Below are 23,677 nucleotides of genomic sequence, written 5' to 3' on the forward strand. Positions count from 1 at the left end.
CGCCGCTGTTTTTAAGTGGCTGGAGCGGTGAGGTAAGGAATAAAGGCACCCGGCGTGGCCAGGTCACAGCGCAGAATTGCGCCGCTGATTGATTCAGTGATAAACAGCTGCTGCCGGTTTTCACCGCCAAAACAGAGGTTGGTGGTGGAGCGTCCGGCCGGACTGGTGACGATCAGCATCGGTTCTGCCAGCTCGTTCAGCAGCCAGACGCGTCCCAGCCCGGGGTTGGCAATCAGCAACTCGCCCTTAGCCGTCATCGCCAGCCCGTCCGGGCCGCTGGGACCGTACGAGGTAAAGAACTGGCCCACCTTGCTGACTGAACCGTCTGCCTGGAGCGGCACGCGCCAGATGCAGTTGCCGCGGGTCATCGCTACATAGAGTGTTTTTTCGTCTGGCGATAACACCAGCCCATTCGGACTGGGGCAGTTATCCAGCAGTAAATCCAGCCTGCCGTCACGGGACAGCCGGTAGACCCGCCCGGTGGGATCATGCAGACCGGTCTGCCCCTGATCGGTGAACCAGATATTGCCGCGGCTATCCAGCGTCAGGTCGTTGACACCGCGAAAGCTCTCGCTGTTGCGGCGGGTCAGCCAGGGGCGCACGCGGCGTTCGGGGAGGGAGAGGGCCATAAGCCCGTTCTTATAGTCGGTAATCAGTAGCGTCTCAGGGTCGAGCAGTTTCATGCCGTTGGGTTCCCCGTCGTACTGAACGATAAGCTCCCAGCTCCCGTCGCTATCAACGCGGAAAATTCGTCCGTAGGGAATGTCGGCGACATACAGACAGCCGGACGGATGCCAGACCGGCCCTTCAAGAAACGAATCGACAGGCTGTCCGCCACGGTTGGCGAGTGCCCAGCTATTGCTGAGGTCAGGTTGTCTGAAGGCAGCCGGCAGTCGGGTGAATACCTCAGCCTCGCGCACTTCGGGCGTCGTGAGCCAGTTCATGAGGAAGCCTCTTTCTCACGGCGCCTGTCGCCGAGCGCCTGAAGCACATTCCCGGCAGCCACCGTGCCCATTTTCACGTAGGAAGCCTGGCTGACGCCGCCAATATGGGGAGAAATAATGACGTTGTCGATCGACTGCCAGATGTGCGGAGCGCTCAACGGCTCAGTGGTGAAACTGTCGAGCGCGGCGTAGCTCAGAGTGCCGTCGGCTAATGCCGCGATCAGCGCCCGATCGTCAATCAACCCACCGCGCGCCGTGTTGACTAAAATAGCACCGCGCTTGCACTGCGCTAAACTGGCCGCGTTAATCATTCCGCGATTCTGTTCGGTCAGCGGGCAGTGCAATGAAATCACATCGGCTTCGGCCAGCAGCTCGTTCAATGTCGCTTTGCGCTCGCATGACGGGGGCAGCGTTTTGGCGTACGGATCGTAAGCCTGCACCTTCATACCGAAAGCGTGACCAACGTTAGCCACCCGTGAGCCGATGGCGCCCAGGCCAATCAATCCCAGGGTTAGCCCTTCAAGCTCGATCGATTTGTGGGTGGACTTGTCCCAATAGCCCTCGCGCAGACGCTTGTCGAGTGGGATCACCGATTTGGCGCAGGCCAGAATCAACGCCCAGGCGTGCTCTGAGACCGCGGCCGCATTCGCTCCCGGTGCGGAACAGACGATAATGTTTCGTTCCGCGGCCGCGGCCTGGTCGATCACGTCAATACCGCTGCCGTGCTTGGAGATAACTTTGAGCGCGGGCGCCGCGTCCATGATTTTGGCGCTTATTTTGCCATAGCGTAGCAGTATCGCGACCGGGTTATGCTGCTGGCACAAAGAGATCAACATCTCTTCCGTGGGTTGTCGTCCGGCAAAGACCAGCTCGTAGTCATGCAGCATGGTCAGCGCCTCCCCGGCCAGATCGCTGCCGGTGATCAGCACTACTTTTTTGTGGTTCATTACAGCGTCTCTCCGTCGGTCAGCATCCCAGCCTTACGCAGTGCGCCATCCAGCCAGTGCGGGCGCAGATCGCCTTCGTGAATCGCCGCAATACGTTTGGTTTCTCCGGCAAGCTTCTCTTTCGCCAGCGCGATGATGGTCTGCACTTCGTCACGCGGAATGACTACCACGCCATCAATATCTCCCACCACCAGGTCGCCAGCCTGAACTGAAGCACCGGCAATGGAAATGGGGTAATTGACCCGGCCCGGAATAAATTTGGTGGGGCCGCACGGGTTAAGACCTGCGGCGAAAATCGGGTAGTTCTGCTTGCTCAGCGTATCGGCATCACGCACGGCGCCATCAATGATGATGCCGGCGATGCCGCTGGCCTGCGCCTGCGTGGCCATGATTTCGCCCAGCAGTGCGCAGCTCAAATCACCTTTACCATCGACCACTAAGATATCTCCGGGTTGAGCAATCGCCATCGCGGCGTGAATCGCCAGATTGTCTCCCGGGCGCACTTCCACCGTAATGGCCGGTCCCGCCAGCGTCATTTGCGGTGCCAGTGGCTTGATGCGGCCATGTAGCGTGCCGCGGCGGCCAGCGACATCAGCCAGGATCGCTGCCTGATATTTCTTCGCCTGACGGACCTCTTCAGCAGACACTCGTGCTACATCACGGTTGATCATCGGTTTTTCAGCAGCAGGCATAGATTCTCTCCATTTTGTTTTTACTCTATAAAACTAAGATGTACAATATAAAATAACTATAGCGAGGTTGATTTCCTTTTAGCCAGCGTTGCGTTGGCGTTTGTGATGTAAACACGAAGTAACTCACAAAATTTAAGGTAAACTCGCTGGCGATCAGAAAAGGAGAAAACGATGGGTAATGAAGGCGTGATCGCTGTGGAGAAGGCGCTGGCTTTGCTGGATTGCTTCAGTCCCGGAGAGGAGAACCTGACGCTGACCGTACTGGCTCAACTGTCGGGCTATCATAAAACCACGGTTTACCGACTAATGAATTCGCTGGAGCGCATGAACTATGTGGTCAGGCACGACAATGGTAATTATGCGCTTGGCCCTCGTCTGCTCTATCTGGGTAAGCTGTATGAGCAATCTTTCCATCTCGCCAGCGTGGTTCAGCCGGAACTCCAGGCGCTGTCGCAGGCCACGCATGAGAGCGCCAGCTGGTATGTGATTGAGAGCGGACAGCGTCTCTGCCTGTTTCGCGCGGAGGCTTCACAAGGGCTGCGCCACAGTAACCTGCCCGGTTCTCAGTTTCCCCTCGACGGCTCCGCCATCAGCAAAGTTCTCCGCCACTGGGGGCTGGGCGAAGCCTTGCCAGCAGGCGAGCAGCGGCTTCCGCTCTATACTTCCGGCGCGCGCGATCCCCACACCGCCGCCTTTGCCATGCCGGTATTTGGCGTGAACGATAAGCTTATTGCCGCGCTGGCGCTGACCGGCCCTTCTTCACGCCTGACCGAAGATCGTAAAGAGCAGGGTCTCAGCCAGCTGATGAGCAATACCGCCAGCCGCCTTTCTCTGAAGCTGGGCGCCAGTAAACTGTTTTGTGAGCAGTTTTACGACATGGAAGCATAGCGCTGACCGCTGGGAGCGGGATTACCCGCTCCCGTACGCGCTAATTTGTTATCTGTTTTTCCTGCGCAGTCTGACTGCCGTAATGGCGTCCCATAACCAGAACGGCTATGCCTCCAGCCATGCACAGCCCCGCCAGCGGCAGCATCGCCAGGGTGTGGCTACCCGTCCGTTCATTAATGATGCCGTAAGCATTCACCATCACCGCGCCGCCAATCAGGTTGGCTATTGCACCAATTGCCGCCAGCCCCGCAGCGGCTGACGTGCTGTTCATCCAGCTTGCGGCCAGCGCCCAGAACGGGCCTTTCATCGCGTAAGCGCCAATCAGCATCACGCTGAGGATCACCACCGTGGCTGGCAGCGACAGGTTGATAAAGGCAGCGAATACGCCAATGGCTATCATGAACAGCGTCAGGGCGGTGTGCCAGCGCCGCTCGTTGGTGCGGTCGGAACTCCGTCCCCAGACAATCATCAGCACCGACGCCAGGCCGTAGGGGATCGCATTAATCAGACCGGTAGTCAGGTTGTCGAGCTGGAAAGATTTCAGGAGCTGCGGCGACCAGACGCTGAGCGTGGTGCCCGCTGAGGAGGCTCCGGCATAAATCAGCGCCATCAGCCAGATATGACGGTGTTTGAGCAGTTGCCAGGTGGTTTGATGACCGATGTGCTTATGCTGCTGACGCTCAGCCTCCAGCGTGGCTTCCAGCCACTGCTTCTGCTCGCTGGTCAGCCAGTTCGCCTGGTGCGGTCGGTCACGCAGGATAAAAAATGCGGCAATCCCCAGCAGCACCGCCGGCAACCCTTCGATAATAAACAGCAGATGCCAGCCGCGCAGTCCCAGCCAGCCATCCAGAGAAAGGATCAGGCCGGAAAGCGGAGAACCGATAAAATTTGCCAGCGGGATGGAGACCATAAAGGTGGCGATGATGCGGGCACGGTAGCGCGACGGGATCCACCAGGTAAGATAAAGCACCACGCCGGGAAAGAATCCCGCCTCCGCCGCCCCCAGCAGAAAGCGCACGATATACAGCGAGGTGGTGCTCTGTACCAACGCCATACACATCGACACTACGCCCCAACTGATCATAATGCGCGGTATCCACAATCGGGCGCCCACCTTCTGCATCGCCAGGTTACTGGGCACCTCAAACAGAAAGTAAGCCACAAAATAGAGGCTGCTGGCGAAGCCAAAGGTGGCTTTGCTCAGGCCAAGATCGTGATTCATCTGCAACGACGCCATACCAATATTGCCGCGATCGATAATAGAAATGAGATAGCTCACGACTAAAAACGGCAGAATACGCCAGATGACCCGTCGCATGGTTTCTTTTTCCAGCGCATCCTGAGCGGGCGCGCCGTTACGGATTTGTTCAGTCATGATTTCCTCGCAGGGTTTCGTTATTTTTATCGGGAAACGGTGAATTATTTCAGTCTGATACCTTTCGTTTCCGGGGCGCGCCAGACCACTACCATCGCCGCCAGAAAGGCGACTACGGTGGTTGCCAGCCCGGCGGTAAAGCCTCCGGCATTGGCTACGGCGCCGATCAACAGGGGAGCGATAAATCCGCCCAGCCGACCGCCGTTATAGGCAAGCCCCATCAGCAGACCGCGCGATGAGGTGTCACCAATGATCTCTGCCAGAAACGGTCCCGAACCGGCAAAAATACCGTTTACGCCAAACCCGGCCATAAAGATCGCCATCATCAGCACTATCGGTTGTGTGGTGATCAGATAAAGCGTCACCGCCAGGGAACCCATCAGCAGATAAATCAGAAACATCGGGCGGCGACCCCATTTGTCGGCCAGCAGTGAGAACACCAGAAAGCCCGCAATGGCGCCTGCTTGCAGGGCGAGCACGTATTTCAGGCTGTGCAGAAAGTCCAGATGCTTCACTTCACGCAGGTATGTGGGTGTCCAGGTAAACACCCCCCAGAACAGGTACTGAATAAAGAAGATGAAGGTGAAGGCCAGCAGCAAACCTTGCAGATTCCGCCTGCCCATCTTCGCGGGGGGCGTACCACTCGCTTCTTTCACCCGCTGACGTTCAAGCCAGACCGGAGACTCCGGAGTGTGGTAAGCCACGATGCTCATAATTAAAACCGGCAGCGCGCCAATCATAAACAGATAGCGCCACCCTCCCTGTTCCAGACTGCCGTTGAGGGCGGTGACCAGCGCGGTCAGGCCGATCGCCAGAATAGCGCCGATCGGCAGCCCCATCTGCATCAGTGCGCCGCCGCGCGCGCGACGCTCCGGTCGCCAGGTTTCCGCGATCAGCGCTGCGCCGGAGGTCCACATTCCGCCCATACCGAGCGCGCCGCAGAAACGCAGCATCGCGAAGGTCTGCTGATCGCGGGTGAAGGCCAGCAGGGCGGAAAAAATTGAATAGATGGCGATGCAGGTCAGCGCCGTTTTGACTCGTCCAATTTTGTCGGCAATAAAGCCAAACAGGATGCCGCCAACGATCTGCCCGCCCGCCGTCATGCTGATAAACAGCCCCAGGTCGGTTTTGTTGAGGCCAAATACTACCCCCAGCACCGGGAGCAGCAGCGAGAGCAGAAACGAGTCGTAGCTTTCGAAAGCCCAGCCGAGTCCACCAAGCGCCAGAGTACGCTTCTCGGCGGAGCTGTAAGGGAGGGGCCCTGCGGTATCCTGAGAGACAGGCTGCTCCAGCTCAGTTTTACTGGTCATTGATCTTCTCCATTGAAGCCAGGCGATAGGTTGTAGCGGCAGTGCGCCAGAACAATTGGTCTTTTTCATCACGGGAAGCCTGATGCGCCAGGCGCTTGCAGGCATTCCAGAACACCCCGTAGCTGAACATGCCTTTATCAACGGGGAAATTACTGGCAAACATGCAGCGACCTGCGCCGAACAGCCCGACAATGGTCTCAAACCAGGGTTGCCAGGCCCGCATCAGGGTGAGGGAGTCGGGGGGAGTGGCCGCCTGAGCGAAGGGGTAGCCCATGACCGCCATGCCCAACCCACTGATTTTGATGCTGACATTGGGGAGGGCGGCCAGCTGCGCCAGGTCGTTTCGCCAGTGTGAAAAAACCTCATCGCGCTGTCCCTGACAGGGGCCTACGCCAATGGGACCACCGCAGTGATCGACAACGATTCGCAGATCGGGGAGTGCGCGCGCCAGGTCGACAATTTCCTTCAGCTGAGTGTGATAAACCCAGACATCCAGCGAGAGCCCATTGCGCGCCAGGCAAGCTGCCCCCCGACGAAACCCAGCGCTGCCCGCCAGCCCGGCGGGCGGCGTGGCCGGGCTGGAAAGCACGCGCGGATCGGCGTGCCAGGCCAGTGGGTTGCGCATACCACGCAGTCGTCCTGCAGACTGCTGCATCATCATGTCGATGGCGGGTTGCAGCGCCTCGCCTGCCGTCAGGCTGACGCCGCCAACAATCGCTTCGCACCCCTGCGCATGGCCATAATGCCCGCTGGAAAACATCGCGGCCGCGCCGCAGGCAAACTCTACTTCTCCCAGCGGTTTTAGTTCTTCCGGCCCCGAGCGGCGCAGCATTGAACGGCACTGCACATAGACCGAGGAGAGAATTCGATGTCCCGAGGCCTGAATATCGGCGCTGAACTCCCCTGTCAGATAGCGGCCAGACTGGCGATCCCACAAATGATGATGGGCATCCACTACCGGCTGTTCCGGGGACAGGGCTGCTTCGTGATGCAGTGCCAGCCAGTCTGGTCTGACCGGCAGATGGGGTGCGTTAACTGTTTCCATAAATCATCCGTTTTGTTGTACCATGTACAACCTGATTTTATTAAACAAAACAACTATAGCGACGGTGCATTATTTTTATCCAGTTAATGGAAGGTTTAAATGATGTAAATAAGAGGTAACTCACAGATGAGGGGGGATCGATACGGGGTCAGTTGGAATAGCAGCGAGATAGTAAAATATGATGACAGCGCGGCAGCACGGCCTTCTTATAATAAGCCCTGCTTATTGCGCTCCTTGTCGCGACCAAAATTACTCACAGAATAAACTGCTGCGCCCGCCGCAATTCTTCGATCATAAATTCCACCGCTGGCGAGACCGGGTAAGCGGCATGGGTAACGACATAATGTTGTACCGTCCAGACCGGTGAATGTGGAATACGCACCAGCGGGAAACGCGCCTGCATCAGCTCGGCATAATGATTAGGTAAAATGCCCACCACATCGCCTGAGGCAACCAGCATCGCCACGGCTTCAATGCCTACCGCTTCCGGGCCTCTGCCAAAGTGAAACTGGGCGAGCGCCTGTTCCACAAAGGGCTGCTGCGCCCGCCATACCAGCGGAAGCTGGCGGAAACGCGCTTCGTTGCCTGCCAGGGTGTAAATACTGTGGCTCTCCTCGTAAAGCTCGACATAACGCAGCGACGGGCTTTTCTGATACTCCATAACGCCTTTTACCGCCATATCCAGCCTGCGATCCAGCAGTGCCTGAATCAGTTGTGTTCCCGCCATAACGCTTAGCGTCAGGCGGACATCCGGCGCCAGCTTCTGCATGGCGCGCAGCGCCTGCGGCAGGTGCGATTGCGCATGACCAATCACATTATCGGTAATCCCCATGACCAGCGAGCCTGAGATCACCCCGCGACTGGCGTCCAGCGCCGGGAAGATACGATCCAGCGCATTGAGCGCCTCTCTGGCGTAGAGCAGGGCAGACTGCCCGGCCTCGGTGAGTTCGAACCCTTTTGGTCCGCGTGTACATAAGGGCGTGCCGAGCGTCTCCTCAATCGCTTTGATCTGGCGGCTAATGGTGGACTTGGTCATATTGAGTACCTTTTCAGCAGCAGAAAATCCGCCAGACTGGGCCACCGCGCAGAATATTCTCAGGGCGCGTAAATCCTTTTCATTTAAGGTTCGTGTTTTCATTGTTGTTATTTCCGTAACCGTGATTGCAAAGATGATCGGTTTTTTCCGCCGCGGCAGGCCAATAGACTGCTATCAGTACCACACATTGCCAACACCGGGAAACTACCATGTCTTTGCCACTGACCGTTGCACCGCAAACTAATCATAAATCATTGTTGTTTTCAGAACTTGCGCTCGATCTTGATAACCTTAGCGCCCATTTTGCCGTACTTGGCATGCCCTACGGCGCGGCCTATACCCCGCAGGATTACAACAACGACCAGGTGCGGGCGCCAACGGCGATCCGCCAGGCTTCCGATCGGGTGATCCGCGGTCCTGAACGTTTCGATTTTGATATTGATGGCCCTCTGCTACAGGGGCGCGATGACATTCGCTTCGTCGACTGCGGCGATGTGCCAGCCGATCTGACCGAGCCGCGCGGCCATTTTGTCAGGGCGGAACAGGCGGTGCGTAAGATCCTGGCGGCGGGCGCGATTCCCATCGTGCTCGGCGGCGATCACGGCATTACCAATCCGATTCTACGAGCGTTTGACGAGCAGGGGCCGATCACCATCGTCCATCTCGATGCGCACCTGGACTGGCGTGATGAGGTCAACGGCGTGAAAGATGGCCTGTCCAGCCCGATGCGTCGCGCTTCTGAGCTCCCCTTTGTGAAAGACATTATCCAGATTGGAATGCGTGCTTCAGGCAGCGCCCGTCAGGAAGAGGCCGATTACGCCCGAGCCTGGGGCGCACGCATTATTACCGCCTATGAACTGCACGATCGCGGAATGGATGCCGTGCTGGAGCAAATCCCTGCTGGCGGCCGTTACTACCTGACTATTGATGCTGATGGTTTCGATCCGTCAGTGATGCCCGCCGTGGCCGGACCTGCGCCGGGCGGAGTGACTTTTGTTCAGGCCCGAAAACTGATTCATGGCTTAGTGAAGAAAGGACGGGTTATCGGCATGGATATCGTTGAGATCCAGCCGGAGAAAGATGTCCACCAGATCTCCTGTATGACCGCAGGCCGTCTGGTACTGAATTTCATCGGTGCGGCAATTCGCGCCGGTTACTGTGACAGCAATGGCTAACTTTTCGGAGGATGTATGACATTTCGTTCGCTACTGTTAGGTACGTCTCTTACCCTGGCGCTGTTTTCCGGCGTTACTCAGGCTGCCGATCCCATTCGCGTGGCGATCGATCCCACATTTCCTCCTATGGAGTATATGAACAACAACCAGCGCACCGGTTTTGATGTCGACCTGGCCGATGCGCTGGCGAAGAAAATCGGACGCCCGCTGGTTTATACCGATATGGACTTCAAAGCGATGATCCCATCGGTGCTGTCGGGGCGTCAGGACATCGTGTTGTCCGCCATCTATATCACCGACGACCGCAAAAAAGTGGTGGATTTCACCGATCCTTACTTCACCGCCGGACTGGTGGTGATGGTGAAAAAAGGGGATAAGCGGATAACATCGCCGAAAGATATAGCCGGCAAGCGGGTAGCGGTACAGGTTGGCACGAAATCGGTGAATCTGCTCACTGAGCAGTACCCTACCGTGCAGCGGGTTGAGGTCGAGAAGAATGAAGAGATGTTTAACTCGCTTGAAGCGGGGCGGGCCGATGCCGTGGTCTCCGGCAAGCCAGCGGCGCTGCTCTACAGCAAAACGCGCGGCACTACTGAAGTGCTCTCCGAACCGCTGACCCAGGAGGATTACGGTATTGCGGTCAGTAAAAATGAGCCAGAGCTGCGCCAGCAGCTGAATACGGCTCTGAAGGCGATTCGCGCCGACGGCACTTATGATGCGTTAATGAAAAAGTGGTTCGGCACTGGCGCTAAATGATCAGAGGTGACGATGCTTTCGCTTGATTTCACCCCGGCGTTGGCCAGCCTGCCTGAACTGCTCTCCGGCGCGTGGGTCACTATCGAAGTGACCCTTTGCGCCCTGGCGATCAGCTGCTGCCTCGGCACGTTAATTGGTCTGGGAAGGATCTCTTCCCGCCATAAAGCGGTGTGGTGGTTGTGCAACGCCTATGTGGTTCTGGTACGCGGAACGCCGCTGCTGGTTCAGCTATTTATCCTCTATTTCGGGCTGCCCTATTTCAATATCGTCATTCCGGCTTTTGTCTGCGGCATTATCGGCCTCGGCTGCTATTCCGCGGCTTATGTCTCGGAACTGGTGCGCGGGGCGATCCTCTCGATCGATCGCGGGCAAAGCGAAGCGGCGCGTTCGATGGGGATGTCATCCGGCCAGGCGATGCGGCTGATTATTTTACCGCAGGCGCTGGTGCGCATGGTGCCGCCGCTGGCGAATGAGTTTATCGCCCTGACGAAAAACTCGGCGCTGGTTTCCCTGGTGACCATTCACGATTTGATGCACGAAGGGCAGAAAGTGATCAGCGTTTCCTACCGCTCGCTGGAGGTCTATCTCGTGATTGCCTTTATTTATCTGCTGATGACCAGCAGCACCATGTTGCTGCTGCGCGCAGTGGAGAAAAAACTTCGGGCGGGAGGCATGGTGCAATGAGTACGGCGATTGTTGAGGCCGTGGCGCTGGAGAAACGCTTCGGCGACCATCAGGTGTTGCACGGTGTTTCACTTGCGGTTCAGCGCGGCGAAGTGGTGGTGATCATCGGTCCAAGCGGATCGGGGAAAAGTACCTTCCTGCGCTGCTGTAATGGCCTGGAGGTGGCGGAAAAAGGCAGCCTCCGCCTGTGCGGGCAGATGCTGATGCAGCAGGGGGAACTGCTGGAGGAAAATGCCCTGAATCTCTTACGCCGTCAGGTTGGCATGGTCTTTCAGTCGTTTAACCTGTTTCCCCACCTGCGCATTCTCGACAACGTCGCGATTGGGCCGCACAAAATTCTTAAGCAGAGTCGTCACTACGCCGAAACGCGCGCGCGCGAACTGTTAGAGAAAGTCGGCCTGCTGCACAAGGCGGATTCAATGCCGAACAGTCTGTCTGGCGGACAGAAACAGCGTATCGCCATTGCGCGCGCGCTGGCCTTGCAGCCGGAAGTGATGCTGTTTGATGAGCCGACTTCCGCGCTCGATCCTGAGCTGACCGGCGAAGTGCTGCAGGTGATGAAACAGCTGGCGCAGGAAGGCATGACGATGATTATCGTCACGCATGAAATGAGTTTCGCTCGTGAGGTTGCCGATCGGCTGATCGTGATGGAGGAGGGAAGGATTGTTGAACAAGGGGCGACCGCCGATATTTTCCGCCATCCCAGCCATCCGCGTACCCGGGCGCTGTTGCAGCCCGTTCTGAATAATGAGGCTTTTTATGAGCAGTAATATGCGCGGTAGTGAGCGCCTTAACCGCGCCTTTAGCGGCATTCCCACCTTTTTACGCGCAGATTATTGCGATGTGCTCAGTGAACTGCGGGCTGATGTGGCGGTTTTTGGCGTGCCCTTTGATGAGGGATCGCCCTGGCAACCGGGTACGCGCTTTGCGCCGCGCTCGCTGCGTGAGCACTCAATGCGTTTTGCCAGTACCGGTTTTTACGACATCCAGCGCGACCAGCATTTCCTGACGGATGTGATCTCGCAAGGCCGCCTGGTGGATGTCGGCGATGTTGATGTGCTGCCCACCCATGTGATCGGCACCCATGACAATATCAGCACCCTGGTGCAGATGATTCGACAGCGCGGGGCTATTCCTCTGGCGCTGGGCGGCGATCACTCCGTCTCCTATCCGCTAATCCGTGGGATTCAGGAGCCGGTACATGTGGTGCAGTTCGATGCCCATCTCGATTTTGCGCCCGCCACCCACGGCGTGCATTTCAGTAATGGTCAGCCCTTTCGCCACGTCGCGGCGCTGGAGCACGTCCAGAGCCTGACTCAGGTAGGCATTCGCAGCCTGCGCGTGCGGCCCTCGGAGGTCAGTGACGCCAGGCAGCAGGGGAGTCACATCATTCCCATGGCGGCGTTCCGGCAGCAGCCGTTTATCGAACAGCTGAAGCATTTACCCGCCGGGGAAAAGTGCTATATCAGTATTGATATCGACGTGCTGGATTTTTCACTGGTGCCGGGATGCGCCTCAGCTGAGCCCAACGGTATGCGCTACGACGAGCTGCGCGACGCCCTGCAAGTATTGCTACAGCGCATGGACATTATCGGCCTCGATCTGGTGGAGGTTAACCCACAGCTGGATGTGCCGACCGGTGCCACATCCTATCTGGCGGCGCATCTGCTGGTTGAAACGCTGGGAATGCTTTTCGCACTGCGCCAGCCGGGCTGAACGTTGGTCATGGCGCAGTGCGAGTCTGGTTGGCGCAATGATTGACGGCGGTGAAACTCCGCTTGAGATCAACGATTTTCGCTACGGGTACGCGCCGCCAGCCACTGTTCGACATCCGTTACCGCAATGCCCTGACGGGCGTTATAGCTGGTCGATTTATCCCAGGCAATTCCCGTTTTGCGGGCGAAAGCCAGCCGGTATTTTGCTGCGGCATCGTCCGGTCTGGTCTCTGCCTCTTCCCTGAGCTTATCCACGCTCAGCAGCGTTTTGGTCACCGGCGTCGCCCATTTCTGTTCCATCAGCTCAGCCAGGCGCTGCCAGCTCAGCGTATCACCGGCAATATAAACCGCCTGATTACGTAGCCGGGGCTGGTGAAAGAAAATTTTCGCCGTCAGTCGGCCAATATCCTCTGGCGTGGTTACCGTCACCGCATTCTGCCAGTCTCCCAGTGCAAAAACTGTTTTGGTCCGCGCATCGACGACGCCAAAAGACGGTTCAAACAGGTAGCTGGTGAACAGGCCGGTAGACACAATCACCCATTCCGTTTCGTGCTGAGCGCGTAAAAGGTGGCGAACCTCCAACTGCTCGTCCCAAACCTGCTGGCCACTGCCTTTTCCCACAACGTCATAGTCCACGCCAAACTGCCAGGGAAAGTAGCGCTTAATGCCTGCATCCAGTACGGCTTGCGTAATTTTAAGCTGCGTACCCGCGCCGCCCACAAAGCCGCTACAGTTGATAACCGCATCAAAGGGGCGAAAGAGTTCAGCCAGCTCTTTGATGGACTGCTGATGGAGATCGCCGGTCAGCGGCTTAACGCCCAGCGCGGACAGCTCTTCCAGCCTGGCGAGTTTCTCGGCGGAACTGCTGTGAACAGATCCCGCCTTCAGCAGCACGCTAATCTGAGTTTCGGGCTGCTGCGGACGCTGCAGACTGAGCGCTCGCAGCACGGACAGACCCAGTTCACCTGCGCCAAGCACTAAAATAGAATGAAAGTGATAAGGGGTATTCATCATGTCGGGTTCTCCTGTAATGTCCAGACAGCCTGACATGCAGTGCTACGGGGAACAATTAGGCACACCAATGATACCGGAGAGCACTATGGAGTGGGATGAAGACGCTTTGCTGCAATTTTCTAAAACAGTGTGCGCAACACTGAGTGATGACGATGACGGCTTGAAGCGAGAAATTTTGACCCATGCGGGAAATCGCTGGTCGCTTGGGATTCTACATCTGCTGGGAACTGAAGGCCCGCTACGCCATGCGGAGATTGCCCGAAAATTAGAAGAGGTGACGCAGCGTATGTTGACACGCACGCTGCGCCAGCTCGAGCGCGACGGGCTGATAACCCGGCAGGACTATCAGGAAAAACGCCCGCGGGTGGAATATGCCATTACCCCGCTTGGAAAGGGGCTGCTGGTCAATATGCTGCCGATCTGGTCATGGGTTATTGCTTCTGGCGACCAGTTTCGCTCCGCCCGGCAGCGCTATGACGCCGCCGGGGAGTCTTTGCCACTCAGGCCTTAAAAAACGCTGAAAGAGAGCCTTGAGGCCTGCTATTCTCGTTGCGAACAGGTTCATCGGGACGGCACAATGGTGGCTATGGTTTTACTGCCTGGCGTGATGTGTGACGCCGGGCTATGGCAGGCAATGACTGAAGATTTGGCCCCTTACGGCCCGCTGGTGTACGGTGATTTGTCGCAGGATGCCTCGCTGGCGGAAATGGCCGCGCGGGTTCTGGCCCAGGCTCCGGCCCGCTTTACGCTGGTGGGTTTTTCTATGGGGGGATACGTTGCGCGGGAGATGATTCGTCAGGCGCCGGAACGCGTAGAGCGGCTAATCCTGATTGCGACCTCCAGCCAGCAGGACAGCGAACAGACGCAGGCCTTTAAAGCCGCCACCGCCAGAACGCTGCTGGCGGCCAGCGGGACATTTCGCGGGCTGGGCCACAAAGCCATTGCGCTTTCGCTCAGCGATCAGCGCGCTGATGACCAGCGTTTGCAGCAGCAGATCCACGCCATGAGCGTACGTGCAGGCAAAGAAACGTATTGCCGTCAGCTGCTGATGGCGCGGCCCGATGATAGCGGACTGTTGGCGCAGATAGCCTGTCCAACGCTGGTTATTGCCGCCGCAGACGATCGGATGAGAACGCTGCGGGAATCTCAGATTCTTGCCGATAACATTCCCGGCGCAACGCTGCAAGTCATTGAGAACGCAGGGCATATGGTGCCGCTGGAGCAGCCGAAGGCGCTGGCGGCGGTGATAATCCGCTGGCTTCAGTCGCATGAAGTATAAACATTTACTAAAAATAACGCAGAAACCTGCTCAGATAATAGCTTGAAAGGGTAAATTAGCTGGGCATTGTGGGCTTACTGGGCAGAGATAGCATTAGATGAAAAGATGGTTACTGGCGCCGTGCATAGCGCTCCTGGCTTTGCATGTGATGGCGGCGGAACACAGGAGCGATCCTGAAACGGTCAGCAAAAACTTTTATAGCTGGTATCTCACGGCCTTGAGCAAGGATGAGAGTCCGATTGATGAGCACGATCCGCTGCTCAAAACCTATGTTACGACCGGCTTACTGGACAAAATCAACGTGCTGATTAAAAGTCCTGACGGCATGGACGATGACTTTTTCCTTCAGGATCAGGACTACAGTGATTCCTGGGTGGATCACGTCAGCGTCGGGCACTTTACCCTGGACGGTACAACCGCCTCTGGCGACGTCACGTTGGGTAACGATCCTGCCGATCGGCAACTGCTGCTGGTGACGCTCCATAAGGAGGCTTCAGGCTGGAAGATCGACGACGTGGAAAAAGAGAACAAGTAGCCACAGCGGCTTAAGGCTGCTCCTCCTTCACTTTATGCAATCGTCTGAGAAAACTGCTCGCGCATTAAATCCAGCAGCTCGTAGCGCTTACGGTATTCCGAGCGTTTTTTACTGGCGATCTCTTCCAGCGGCTTACGGACAAAGCTGAGCGGCAGTTGATACAGCTTGTCGCTTAGCGGCTGCGCGTTCAGCGTCTCCCAGAACTCGTTATAGCTGGCGTGAAACAGGCTACGTTTTTTCAGGCGATAGCGCAGGCTGCGGAAAATGTGTCCGTTGTCGCTGACCGCCTCCAGCTTCTTAATGTCGGTGGCGGCGCAAATCAGCGTCAGAGCTTCCATCAGTATGCGTTTGGGGAACAGCCCGTAACAGGACTTGGTGGCCTCGCGGATCAGCTCATGCGGCGTGTCGCGATGGGCACCCTGGATGCCGCCGACAATTGCCACTTTTTCCCCGTTAATGACCGTCACCGCAAACGTCACCATCGCCAGCTGCACGCCGTTGCGGCGAAACAGCAAGTTCACTTCGCCCTCTCTTTCACAGCGGCCGGTGCAGGCCAACGTAACGGTAAACGTCTCGCCACTCTTTCCTGAAAAGTTCATCAACTCTACGCCCTGCGGGGTCAGCATCGCCTGATGCAGGCGTGGTGATGAGAGCTGTTTAACATACTGATAGTGGCTGATGATGGCATGGGTACGCGCGGCCATCGACATGCCGCTGTAAAGGTAGGGGCGGTGAATTTTGCTGGGCAGCGTGTGCTGCACCGGCAGGATCTCGCGCATTAGCGGTTCCCGGACAATGGTGGTGACCATTTTCCATGTGTCTACTGGCCAGGCCAGCGAGCGGAACAGATATTTGACGCGGTACTCTGGGTCATACCACAGCTTACCCGGCTTAAATTTTCCAGAGATCAGGGACAGAAAAAAGGTCAGGCTGCTGTCCTGACGAGGAGCAAGGGCGCTTACTGGCATGATGACCACTCCAGACTGAAAACGACAGTCAAACACGCGCTTACTCAACCTTTCCTCAACGCCTTAGCGCCGGTTAAGGTTTACTTAAAACGGTTTAACAGGCGTTTAATTTGCGCCGCCGTTGAGGAAAAGCGGCAGCGAAAATCGCTCAGGTTGGATTGGCCTGGCGAAACATCGTAAGCTGAGAAGCTGTGCAGCCAACGATGGGATCTAACGTGCCGGTTTCTCTCTATGCAGGTGTGCTGTTTGCTCTGGCCGCAGGGATGATGTGGGGCTTAATTTTTGTCGGACCGCTCCTGGTTCCTGACTATCCGGGGGCGCTACAGTCAGTGGGACGCTATCTGGCTTTTGGCCTTATCGCCTTACCGCTGGCCTGGCGGGATGTAAAGCGATTGCGGCAGCTTTCGCGCAGCGACTGGACAGAAGCGCTCAAACTGGCGCTGGTGGGCAATCTCCTCTATTACACTTTTCTGGCTAATGCTATTCAGCGCACCGGCGCGCCGGTCTCTACGATGATTATCGGCACGCTGCCGGTGGTTATCTCGATTGCCGCCAACGTGTTTTATGGCAGGCATGAAGGTCGGCTGGCCTGGCGCAAGCTTATCCCCGCGCTGATGTTGGTTGCCGGGGGACTGGTGCTGGTAAACGTTGCCGAATGGCGGGGAAGTTTGCAACAGAGCGATCTATGGCGCTACCTTAGCGGCATTGCACTGGCCCTGATGGCGGTGATCTGCTGGACATGGTATCCGTTACGCAATGCCCGCTGGCTGCGCGAGCATCCGCAGAGTAAGGCTACCACCTGGGCAACCGCTCAGGGTATCGCCACGCTGCCGCTGGCGGCAATCGGCTATCTGCTGGTGGGCGCGCAGCTGCATCTGACTCGACCTGACTTTGCGCTGCCGTTTGGGCCTCGTCCTGAGGTCTTTGTCCCGCTGATGATCGCCATAGGGCTGCTGTGCTCCTGGCTGGGCGCGTGGTGCTGGAATGAAGCGAGCCAGAGGTTGCCGACCGTGCTGGTCGGTCCGCTAATCGTGTTCGAAATTCTGGCTGGGCTGGCCTATACCTTCCTGGTACGCCAGAGTTGGCCGCCTTTACTGACCCTTTCCGGCATCCTTTGTCTTGTGGCTGGCGTGGTAGTAGCCACCCGCATCAAACCGCAGCCCGTTATCACCGAAGTGGTTGTCAGCAAATGAATTGATTGCCTGACAGATTCACCTATTTCTCCTGCAAAACTTCTTTCTGAGCTGGCCGTAAAGCTGGCCTTTATGATGTCAATTTTGTGATAAAAACCGCCTTTTTAAGACTATGCCGAATCATACTCTGCCCCTGTTGTCGGCTATTTGTCCTGGCACAGTCCGTTATTGTTCCGCTATAAGAATAATCGCTAAACATATTGTGCGACTTTTTGGACAGTGTACCGGCGCTACTGAAAGGGAAATAGCGCAATTTTGAGACGGCTTTTTAAATAGAAAGCCACGATTAACTCAAATTCCCGGTTTAGCGAAACCTGAGTAAAGCCACTGGAAAAGGTCAAAAGCATTAGTGGTAGCGAAGTCAGGATGAAGATCGTTAACGTTTTCCAGGCATTTCTATTACTAACGTTAAGCATTGCTACAGGATGGCCGGCAGCGAGATGATACGTAGATAAGCTAAAAGGCGCCAGAATGTGCGATTTAAGCCAAATGGCTGGCCGTTGTCAGACAGACGTAATTTGCCGAAAGGTGAAGTTCATGAACCAGTGATGAATGGAACAGTTTTACGAAACGTGAAGCACTCTGTCTGTTTTTTGCTCTATCGGTAAGTGGGCTTAATGTTAGAAAAGGGGCATTTATCTTTGCGGACAAAGATAAATGCGCTCAGAAGGGATTGAAATAGATGTGTTTTCAGCTGGTGTCTAATAAAGATACAGCTTAAAAGGGGACAATGATGGCAATTAATTCATCAAGGAAAAATGTTTTCCTGAAATCGATCCGTAATTTTCAATTAGCAATGGGAATATTTTAATTGGACCTGCAAGAAAAATAGCGATGTGCAGTAGATCTCAATTAATGATTTTCCACATTGTACGGATAATGGTAAACGCTTCGACTAATATCCAGCAGGCGGCAGCTGCGGCGAGTCCCGATCTCAAAGGTATCCTGTAGGTAATTAACTGCCTGGCGTTTGTCATTGGTAGTAAAGAAGTTTTTCACTACGCTTTGCAACATCTCTTTGTCCGAGTTGAGGGTCTGGAGCTCGCGCTCTATATTATGCACCTTGTCTTCTAATTCCTTGATTTTTCTACCGTCTTCAGATGAAAGTCCGGAGTATTTCTTCTTCCAGCTGTAGAAGGTTGCCTCTGAGATCCCAAGTTCATCGCAGATTTCTTTCACCTTTACACCGCATTCAGATGCTTTAATGGCACTGGTGATTTGATCTTCTGTATAACGTGACTTTCTCATAAATGCTCTTCCCTTTCTTAACTGTAATGTGATGAGAATAACTGCAATAATTGATGGATCTGATTACCCCATAAATTAGAGCAGTGTTGTTAAGTACGCGATTTGAATTGCAAGGATTACGTTAAGTGATTATGAAGAAATATCATCATGGGAATTCTCCTATTTTATTTCTAAAGCCCCTGGCGAGCTTTCGATATGCGAGTTTTTGTTATAAATTCGTTTCATGGCAGCAGCAAGGCCAGCGAGTAATTCAGAATTCTCCAGCAGGTGGGTCGCAGAAACTGTGTCATGATAACCATCGTTGAAGAGCAATGGGTGGAATTGATTACAAGAAATTAAGACCGGTTTAAATCAGAGATTTCTCAACGTTCGTAAATTGGAAAAAAACACATTTAAAATAACAGCGGATTAAGAATATTCCGCATTATAAAAAATCAGTTCCATTTTTTCGTCGAGTTATTTTGGCGGATGACTTTCCCGTTTCGACAAGGATGTGCAGAGTTACTGCAATAAGTGATTAGTTTTAAAAAGGATGCTCAGATGAATCACAGCGCTATGTCTAACGCCATATGGATGATGTTGGAAAAAGTCATTTCCGTATTCGGTGTGATATTTGTCACATCCTATGTCGCAAAGTCCTTTGGCCCTTCCATATTCGGGCAAATAGCATTTTCTGCATCACTTTTTTCCATTGTGCAGACTGTGGCTATTTTCGGTACTGAAACAATTCTGTTTAAAAGTATCAGCAAAAGTGCGCCAAAAGGGATTCGGCTGATGGCCGTCGCCAAACAGCTGCGTATGGCACTGTTGTTATGTCTGTCCGTACCGGTATTAATCTATGTCTGGCTCGAAATGCGGGAAAACTTCCTGATTTTCGCCATCGCGTCTTTTTTGTCAGCGATGTTTGTGACCCAGGATATTTTCAGTGTTTATAACAATGCGCGACTGGAATCGCGGATGAACACGATAGCGAACGCCACGGGAATGGTCATCAGCTTTGCCATTAGCTTCCTTGTTGCCTGGCTAAAACTGAGTCCTTTGCTGCTCTCATTCTCCATCGTTGCGGTGACCCTGGTGCCTTACATGATTAAGCGCAGTCGGTTTTACCAGCTTAACAGCATCAGTAAACCGCCTAAGCGTAAGCACAGAAACTATTTGCGCTACCTGTTCCACGCCGGATTGCCGCTGGCTATCTCCAGCGTGTTCATCTCCATACAGGTCAAGCTGTCGCAATTTTTTCTGCTCGGGGTGGGGTCAGTACATGACCTTGGGTTGTTTACTGCCGTCAATACTATTTCCGCTTCGTGGATTTTTATCCCGGTAGCGATCATCACTTCCAGTTTCTCTGAGATTTTCAGAGAGCGCTCGGATGTGGCTGTAAAACTGGCCGCAAGGCTGAATGGCTATGTAATGACTGTCTCATTTTTGATGCTGCTTATCGTCGCGCTGTATGGCGAAAAGATCGTCACTACTCTCTATGGGCATGACTACACACAATCGGGAAATCTCGTTACGGTACTGTCGTTAGCAACCTGTTTTTCGGCAATGGGAACAGTAGCTTACCGCTATATGGTAAAGGAAGGTGGTTTTAATTATCTGCTGGTCAAGGTTCTTGTACTGGTGGTAATTAGCGTGGCGACCAACTGGATCTTTATCCGTTTCTGGGGGTTAACAGGCGCAGCCTGGAGCGTGCTGGTGACAGAACTGCTCTCCCTGACCGTAATGAACTACTTCTTTAAGAATGCCGTCATTCTTAAACTGCAGCTTTCCTCACTCAACTACAAAACCTACAGATGAGGTTGAAAATGTTAAAACTAAAGGCAGAGTTGAGAAAAGGCCTCTTATACCTGCTCAAGAAAATGCCCTGGTCTTATCAGGACAGAATACATTATTTTCATAAATTTAAGCGGTTACCCAATATTCATCAGCCAAAACTTTTTAACGAGAAGATTATGTATCGGAAATTTGTCACCGGAGACTACATTCGTTACGGCAACCTTTCAGATAAAATTTTGGTCCGTGATTACATAGCAAAAACGATCGGTGACGAGTATTTAATTCCGCTGCTGCATGAGTCGGCCGATCCGATGACCCTGCTGGGGCTTAAATCCCTAAAAAATACCGTTATTAAGGCAAACCACGGTTCCGGCATGGTTGAAATTTTCCTCGAAGAGCCGGACTGTATCCAGAAGCAGCTGTTGGTCAGGCGTTGCGAGGAGTGGCTGAAGCGGGACTTCTCCAATCAGTCGCGGGAGATCCACTACCGCTATATTAAGCCGCGTATTCTGGTTGAGCAGTATGTGGGTGACGGCAAGTTAGCCGCTACCGACTACAAGTTCCATATGTTTAATAAGAAAGATGGCAACTTTGAGTATGTGCTTCAGGTTATCTATAACCGCTGCGGCAATGCGCCTTTGTCGATGAATTTCTATGTGAACAGCCTGCAACAGTGTTTCTACAAGATACGCGATACAGGGTTGGATATCAGTGGTGACAGGGAAACGCTGGAAAAAGCGCTGGGCCTGAGCAAAAAGCTGGCCAGCGATTTCGACTATGTGCGCGTGGACTGGTATATCGACGAGGGGCAGATCTACTTCGGTGAGCTGACCTTTACGCCGGGCGCCGGGATGGTGACAGGCCTGGATATGGGACTGGATAAAATGATGGGAGATATGTGGGTGCAGGATCGTAAAGCCGCCATGCTGCCTGAAAGGTCTGGTGAGGTGACGCCGCTGCCTGCAGCGCTCAAAAAAGTCTGAGCACTAACGAGCCGTATCTCCTCAGGGAGAACGGCTCATCTGTTATCAGGGCATTGGGTAATCGGGCGGCGTGTGGCTCATTACTTCGACAAACACGTCTTTCGTGATATGCCAGAAGTTGTACAGGTTTTCCATGCTCAGAGTGATGCCCAACAGTCCGGTGACGAACCAGCATGACATACCGATGCCTACGCCCGTGAATACAAAGGCGATGCCGCGGTGGCTTGCCTGACGGCATTTCACATTTACGGTACTGGCAAAGAACATCATGACTGCACTAACCAGTTCCCATCTTGCCATCACCAGGCTAGCGGTTAAGGTACCCATATTCTTAAAACTCCGAGAAATTCTGCCCTGACAAGAGGTCGTGGCATCACCGGGACAGACGAAAAGTTGCCAGGTTGCTGTTCATCTGAACTGACGTAACAGGTCATAGAAGTGTGATGTCGGTCACATTATATCACTCGATTTTAAAATTTGAACAAAATTTAGACCTGGTATGGTAGTTTTTGCCGCGCTTCATTATTACTCGTTTATTTACTGAGGTTTACAAAGCCATTCAGGATTATCAGGAATAATCCTTATATCTGCTACCAGCCAGTCGATACCGTTCTTATTCTCGTCAGTTAATGAGGTGGCTATGAAAAATAAAGAGTCATTTTATATTTAATATAAGTAAGTTAGCTGAATTTTGAGACGGTAAATGACAGCTAATATCAATTTTTAATGATTAATGCTGGCTGCTTTTACCCAGAGAATGCGTGCGCAAAGCTAACGCCAGGGGCGGGAGAGGGGGTAGAAGCATGTCTGACGATGCTGAAGAGGGAGCGACGCCTGGGCGAGGCGCCAAAAAAACGCTGCCAACGCTGCGGAAAAGTTTGCAGCGCATCCATCTGGTGATCATCCTGGTGTCGATGACGTTCAGCGGCATCTCGCTGTCGGCGCTCTCAATGTTTGCCCTACGCAGTTACGCGGAAAATAATCTCCAGCTGGTAGCGACCACTATTGGTTACAGCGTGCAGCGGGCTGTCAGCTCCGGGGATACCGGGACCGCCGCTGAAATAGTGCGGAATATCGGTGCTACCGCGCAGTTTAGCCGTGCCAGAATTATTGATGCCCATAACCGGGTACTGATTAACTGGCCTTCACCCGGCGCCAAAAGCCCTGAAGGCATTGCAAAGCTGGTTACCCACTGGCTGTTTCCACAGCCGCTGAAAGTCCCCATTATTGACGGCCAGCGCGAGATCGGTCAGGTGTGGTTGACCGGCGATGCCAGCCGGATTTTGCACTTTCTGAGCCGGGCGGTGAAATGGCTGAGCGGCAGCCTGATGGTGACCGCGCTGCTGGCGTTCTGGCTGTCGCATCGGATGCATTCCGGCATCCTGGCTGGCCTGCAAAATATCACTTCCGTGGCTCATGATGTCCGCAAACGCCGCTCTTTCTCGCGGCGAGTGCCTTCCTCCTCTATTGCCGAACTGGATAAGCTGAGCGGTGATTTCAACAGCCTGCTGAACGAACTGTCGAGCTGGCAGAACCATTTACAGCGTGAAAACGATAGCCTGGTCCATCAGGCGCTGCACGATGAGCTAACCGGCTTGCCTAACCGCAGGGCGTTTGAGCTGGAGCTGAAAAAAATGATGAGCAGCCCGCAGACGGCCTGTCAGGTAGCGGTGCTGTTTATTGATGGCGACAGATTTAAAGAAGTCAATGATACCTATGGTCATGCCGCTGGCGATCGAGTGCTGGTGGAAACGGCTTTGCGCCTGCGTGCAAGGTTGCGGAAAGGCGATCTGGTTGCCCGCCTGGGCGGCGATGAATTTGCCGTCCTGCTGTCAGGCATTGAGAGCGGCGAACAGGCGGCCAGAGTCGCCGGAAACGTTATTGAAGCGATGCGGGAACCTGTCCGGCTGGATAACGGCACCGCGGTGGCGCAGTCGCTGAGCATCGGCGTGGCGCTGGCAAAAAACCACAGTTCAGGAGAGGCGATGATCGCTCAGGCCGATGCGGCGATGTACCACATTAAGGAACTGGGCGGCGGCTGGTATTTCTCGCCGTCTTTATGGGGGCAAGGTCCAAAGGCCGGGCCGCCAATCCGCAACCTGGCCTGAACTTGA

Annotated in this window: 24 protein-coding genes; 13 read left to right on the forward strand and 11 right to left on the reverse strand. The window is 54.7% G+C overall.

The genetic code is table 11. From position 1 onward, the window contains the following. Nucleotides 1–11: 11 nt before the first annotated feature. From NG99_RS14630 to NG99_RS14640, 3 genes are read right to left on the reverse strand one after another with little or no spacing between them, the layout of a single operon-like run. Nucleotides 12–944 (reverse strand): SMP-30/gluconolactonase/LRE family protein, encoded by a 933-nt coding sequence (locus tag NG99_RS14630; protein ID WP_034894270.1) that lies wholly within the window; start codon nucleotides 942–944, stop codon nucleotides 12–14. After that, a complete protein-coding gene (locus NG99_RS14635; protein ID WP_034894273.1) occupies nucleotides 941–1,891 on the reverse strand; it encodes a hydroxyacid dehydrogenase in 951 nt (316 codons plus the stop codon). The genes NG99_RS14630 and NG99_RS14635 overlap by 4 nt, the downstream gene beginning before the upstream one ends. Continuing rightward, nucleotides 1,891–2,583, reverse strand: a complete 693-nt coding sequence (locus tag NG99_RS14640) for an RraA family protein (RefSeq protein WP_034894276.1) — start codon at nucleotides 2,581–2,583, stop codon at nucleotides 1,891–1,893. The genes NG99_RS14635 and NG99_RS14640 overlap by 1 nt, the downstream gene beginning before the upstream one ends. 171 nt (nucleotides 2,584–2,754) lie before the next feature. Between NG99_RS14640 and NG99_RS14645 the strand changes: the two genes are divergently transcribed. Then, nucleotides 2,755–3,471: an IclR family transcriptional regulator gene (locus NG99_RS14645; protein ID WP_034894279.1), complete on the forward strand. Its 717-nt coding sequence runs from the start codon at nucleotides 2,755–2,757 to the stop codon at nucleotides 3,469–3,471. A gap of 40 nt (nucleotides 3,472–3,511) precedes the next feature. On the opposite strand, the gene NG99_RS14650 is transcribed toward NG99_RS14645, so the two are convergent. From NG99_RS14650 to NG99_RS14665, 4 genes are all read right to left on the reverse strand, one after another. Continuing rightward, entirely contained in the window at nucleotides 3,512–4,846 is a 1,335-nt protein-coding gene (locus NG99_RS14650) for an MFS transporter (RefSeq protein ID WP_034894282.1), read from the reverse strand. Between the two features lie 44 nt (nucleotides 4,847–4,890). Next, on the reverse strand, nucleotides 4,891–6,156 hold the full coding sequence (locus tag NG99_RS14655) for an MFS transporter (RefSeq protein ID WP_034894284.1): 1,266 nt from the start codon (nucleotides 6,154–6,156) through the stop codon (nucleotides 4,891–4,893). Then, complete coding sequence (locus tag NG99_RS14660; protein WP_034894287.1) at nucleotides 6,146–7,201, reverse strand: amidohydrolase family protein; 1,056 nt, start codon at nucleotides 7,199–7,201, stop codon at nucleotides 6,146–6,148. The genes NG99_RS14655 and NG99_RS14660 overlap by 11 nt, the downstream gene beginning before the upstream one ends. A gap of 253 nt (nucleotides 7,202–7,454) precedes the next feature. Then, on the reverse strand, nucleotides 7,455–8,339 hold the full coding sequence (locus NG99_RS14665; RefSeq protein ID WP_034894290.1) for a LysR family transcriptional regulator: 885 nt from the start codon (nucleotides 8,337–8,339) through the stop codon (nucleotides 7,455–7,457). A 107-nt stretch (nucleotides 8,340–8,446) separates the two neighbouring features. Here NG99_RS14665 and NG99_RS14670 point away from each other — a divergent pair, with 107 nt between their 5' ends. From NG99_RS14670 to NG99_RS14690, 5 genes are read left to right on the forward strand one after another with little or no spacing between them, the layout of a single operon-like run. After that, nucleotides 8,447–9,412, forward strand: a complete 966-nt coding sequence (locus NG99_RS14670) for an agmatinase (RefSeq protein ID WP_034894293.1) — start codon at nucleotides 8,447–8,449, stop codon at nucleotides 9,410–9,412. A gap of 15 nt (nucleotides 9,413–9,427) precedes the next feature. Then, nucleotides 9,428–10,168: a transporter substrate-binding domain-containing protein gene (locus NG99_RS14675; RefSeq protein WP_034894295.1), complete on the forward strand. Its 741-nt coding sequence runs from the start codon at nucleotides 9,428–9,430 to the stop codon at nucleotides 10,166–10,168. 12 nt (nucleotides 10,169–10,180) lie between these two features. Continuing rightward, on the forward strand, nucleotides 10,181–10,852 hold the full coding sequence (locus tag NG99_RS14680) for an amino acid ABC transporter permease (RefSeq protein ID WP_034894298.1): 672 nt from the start codon (nucleotides 10,181–10,183) through the stop codon (nucleotides 10,850–10,852). Next, nucleotides 10,849–11,622: an amino acid ABC transporter ATP-binding protein gene (locus tag NG99_RS14685; protein WP_034894301.1), complete on the forward strand. Its 774-nt coding sequence runs from the start codon at nucleotides 10,849–10,851 to the stop codon at nucleotides 11,620–11,622. Before NG99_RS14680 ends, NG99_RS14685 begins: the two co-directional genes overlap by 4 nt. Further along, a complete protein-coding gene (locus tag NG99_RS14690; RefSeq protein ID WP_034894304.1) occupies nucleotides 11,612–12,568 on the forward strand; it encodes an agmatinase in 957 nt (318 codons plus the stop codon). Before NG99_RS14685 ends, NG99_RS14690 begins: the two co-directional genes overlap by 11 nt. A gap of 68 nt (nucleotides 12,569–12,636) precedes the next feature. Here the strand turns inward: NG99_RS14690 and NG99_RS14695 are convergent, their stop codons facing one another. After that, nucleotides 12,637–13,581, reverse strand: coding sequence for an aromatic alcohol reductase (locus NG99_RS14695; protein ID WP_034894306.1), 945 nt, complete (start codon nucleotides 13,579–13,581; stop codon nucleotides 12,637–12,639). A gap of 85 nt (nucleotides 13,582–13,666) precedes the next feature. On the opposite strand from NG99_RS14695, the gene NG99_RS14700 reads away from it, so the two are divergent. From NG99_RS14700 to NG99_RS14710, 3 genes are all read left to right on the forward strand, one after another. Beyond that, on the forward strand, nucleotides 13,667–14,092 hold the full coding sequence (locus NG99_RS14700) for a winged helix-turn-helix transcriptional regulator (RefSeq protein WP_034894310.1): 426 nt from the start codon (nucleotides 13,667–13,669) through the stop codon (nucleotides 14,090–14,092). 66 nt (nucleotides 14,093–14,158) lie between these two features. Further along, a complete protein-coding gene (locus NG99_RS14705; RefSeq protein WP_198138787.1) occupies nucleotides 14,159–14,860 on the forward strand; it encodes an alpha/beta fold hydrolase in 702 nt (233 codons plus the stop codon). A 97-nt stretch (nucleotides 14,861–14,957) separates the two neighbouring features. Beyond that, nucleotides 14,958–15,395 (forward strand): DUF3828 domain-containing protein, encoded by a 438-nt coding sequence (locus NG99_RS14710; RefSeq protein ID WP_034894313.1) that lies wholly within the window; start codon nucleotides 14,958–14,960, stop codon nucleotides 15,393–15,395. A 32-nt stretch (nucleotides 15,396–15,427) separates the two neighbouring features. Here NG99_RS14710 and NG99_RS14715 read toward each other — a convergent pair whose 3' ends face one another. Further along, on the reverse strand, nucleotides 15,428–16,363 hold the full coding sequence (locus NG99_RS14715) for a VirK/YbjX family protein (protein ID WP_034894316.1): 936 nt from the start codon (nucleotides 16,361–16,363) through the stop codon (nucleotides 15,428–15,430). Nucleotides 16,364–16,566: 203 nt separating this feature from the next. On the opposite strand from NG99_RS14715, the gene NG99_RS14720 reads away from it, so the two are divergent. Then, nucleotides 16,567–17,556: a DMT family transporter gene (locus NG99_RS14720; protein WP_034894319.1), complete on the forward strand. Its 990-nt coding sequence runs from the start codon at nucleotides 16,567–16,569 to the stop codon at nucleotides 17,554–17,556. Nucleotides 17,557–18,408: 852 nt separating this feature from the next. Here NG99_RS14720 and NG99_RS14725 read toward each other — a convergent pair. Next, entirely contained in the window at nucleotides 18,409–18,804 is a 396-nt protein-coding gene (locus tag NG99_RS14725) for a transposase (protein ID WP_034894323.1), read from the reverse strand. Nucleotides 18,805–19,344: 540 nt separating this feature from the next. Here NG99_RS14725 and NG99_RS14730 point away from each other — a divergent pair. Together NG99_RS14730 and NG99_RS14735 are read left to right on the forward strand one after the other, a co-directional pair. Next, the gene (locus tag NG99_RS14730) at nucleotides 19,345–20,601 is read left to right on the forward strand and encodes an MATE family efflux transporter (protein WP_034894326.1); all 1,257 of its coding nucleotides are present in this window, start codon (nucleotides 19,345–19,347) and stop codon (nucleotides 20,599–20,601) included. A gap of 8 nt (nucleotides 20,602–20,609) precedes the next feature. Continuing rightward, entirely contained in the window at nucleotides 20,610–21,563 is a 954-nt protein-coding gene (locus NG99_RS14735) for an ATP-grasp fold amidoligase family protein (RefSeq protein ID WP_034894329.1), read from the forward strand. A gap of 45 nt (nucleotides 21,564–21,608) precedes the next feature. Here NG99_RS14735 and NG99_RS14740 read toward each other — a convergent pair whose 3' ends face one another. Next, nucleotides 21,609–21,890 (reverse strand): YjcB family protein, encoded by a 282-nt coding sequence (locus tag NG99_RS14740; protein ID WP_034894331.1) that lies wholly within the window; start codon nucleotides 21,888–21,890, stop codon nucleotides 21,609–21,611. A 476-nt stretch (nucleotides 21,891–22,366) separates the two neighbouring features. Here NG99_RS14740 and NG99_RS14745 point away from each other — a divergent pair, with 476 nt between their 5' ends. Beyond that, nucleotides 22,367–23,671 (forward strand): diguanylate cyclase domain-containing protein, encoded by a 1,305-nt coding sequence (locus NG99_RS14745; protein WP_052130723.1) that lies wholly within the window; start codon nucleotides 22,367–22,369, stop codon nucleotides 23,669–23,671. The last annotated feature ends 6 nt before the right edge of the window (nucleotides 23,672–23,677 follow it).

This window comes from Erwinia typographi, assembly GCF_000773975.1.
GTDB classification, from domain to species: domain Bacteria; phylum Pseudomonadota; class Gammaproteobacteria; order Enterobacterales; family Enterobacteriaceae; genus Erwinia; species Erwinia typographi.

Coding starts and splice junctions, on each gene's coding strand:
- NG99_RS14630 (WP_034894270.1), bottom strand. CDS start 944: ATGAACTGGCTCACGACGCCCGAAGTGCGCGAGGCTGAGGTATTCACC.
- NG99_RS14635 (WP_034894273.1), bottom strand. CDS start 1,891: ATGAACCACAAAAAAGTAGTGCTGATCACCGGCAGCGATCTGGCCGGG.
- NG99_RS14640 (WP_034894276.1), bottom strand. CDS start 2,583: ATGCCTGCTGCTGAAAAACCGATGATCAACCGTGATGTAGCACGAGTG.
- NG99_RS14645 (WP_034894279.1), top strand. CDS start 2,755: ATGGGTAATGAAGGCGTGATCGCTGTGGAGAAGGCGCTGGCTTTGCTG.
- NG99_RS14650 (WP_034894282.1), bottom strand. CDS start 4,846: ATGACTGAACAAATCCGTAACGGCGCGCCCGCTCAGGATGCGCTGGAA.
- NG99_RS14655 (WP_034894284.1), bottom strand. CDS start 6,156: ATGACCAGTAAAACTGAGCTGGAGCAGCCTGTCTCTCAGGATACCGCA.
- NG99_RS14660 (WP_034894287.1), bottom strand. CDS start 7,201: ATGGAAACAGTTAACGCACCCCATCTGCCGGTCAGACCAGACTGGCTG.
- NG99_RS14665 (WP_034894290.1), bottom strand. CDS start 8,339: ATGAAAACACGAACCTTAAATGAAAAGGATTTACGCGCCCTGAGAATA.
- NG99_RS14670 (WP_034894293.1), top strand. CDS start 8,447: ATGTCTTTGCCACTGACCGTTGCACCGCAAACTAATCATAAATCATTG.
- NG99_RS14675 (WP_034894295.1), top strand. CDS start 9,428: ATGACATTTCGTTCGCTACTGTTAGGTACGTCTCTTACCCTGGCGCTG.
- NG99_RS14680 (WP_034894298.1), top strand. CDS start 10,181: ATGCTTTCGCTTGATTTCACCCCGGCGTTGGCCAGCCTGCCTGAACTG.
- NG99_RS14685 (WP_034894301.1), top strand. CDS start 10,849: ATGAGTACGGCGATTGTTGAGGCCGTGGCGCTGGAGAAACGCTTCGGC.
- NG99_RS14690 (WP_034894304.1), top strand. CDS start 11,612: ATGAGCAGTAATATGCGCGGTAGTGAGCGCCTTAACCGCGCCTTTAGC.
- NG99_RS14695 (WP_034894306.1), bottom strand. CDS start 13,581: ATGATGAATACCCCTTATCACTTTCATTCTATTTTAGTGCTTGGCGCA.
- NG99_RS14700 (WP_034894310.1), top strand. CDS start 13,667: ATGGAGTGGGATGAAGACGCTTTGCTGCAATTTTCTAAAACAGTGTGC.
- NG99_RS14705 (WP_198138787.1), top strand. CDS start 14,159: ATGGTGGCTATGGTTTTACTGCCTGGCGTGATGTGTGACGCCGGGCTA.
- NG99_RS14710 (WP_034894313.1), top strand. CDS start 14,958: ATGAAAAGATGGTTACTGGCGCCGTGCATAGCGCTCCTGGCTTTGCAT.
- NG99_RS14715 (WP_034894316.1), bottom strand. CDS start 16,363: ATGCCAGTAAGCGCCCTTGCTCCTCGTCAGGACAGCAGCCTGACCTTT.
- NG99_RS14720 (WP_034894319.1), top strand. CDS start 16,567: ATGGGATCTAACGTGCCGGTTTCTCTCTATGCAGGTGTGCTGTTTGCT.
- NG99_RS14725 (WP_034894323.1), bottom strand. CDS start 18,804: ATGAGAAAGTCACGTTATACAGAAGATCAAATCACCAGTGCCATTAAA.
- NG99_RS14730 (WP_034894326.1), top strand. CDS start 19,345: ATGAATCACAGCGCTATGTCTAACGCCATATGGATGATGTTGGAAAAA.
- NG99_RS14735 (WP_034894329.1), top strand. CDS start 20,610: ATGTTAAAACTAAAGGCAGAGTTGAGAAAAGGCCTCTTATACCTGCTC.
- NG99_RS14740 (WP_034894331.1), bottom strand. CDS start 21,890: ATGGGTACCTTAACCGCTAGCCTGGTGATGGCAAGATGGGAACTGGTT.
- NG99_RS14745 (WP_052130723.1), top strand. CDS start 22,367: ATGTCTGACGATGCTGAAGAGGGAGCGACGCCTGGGCGAGGCGCCAAA.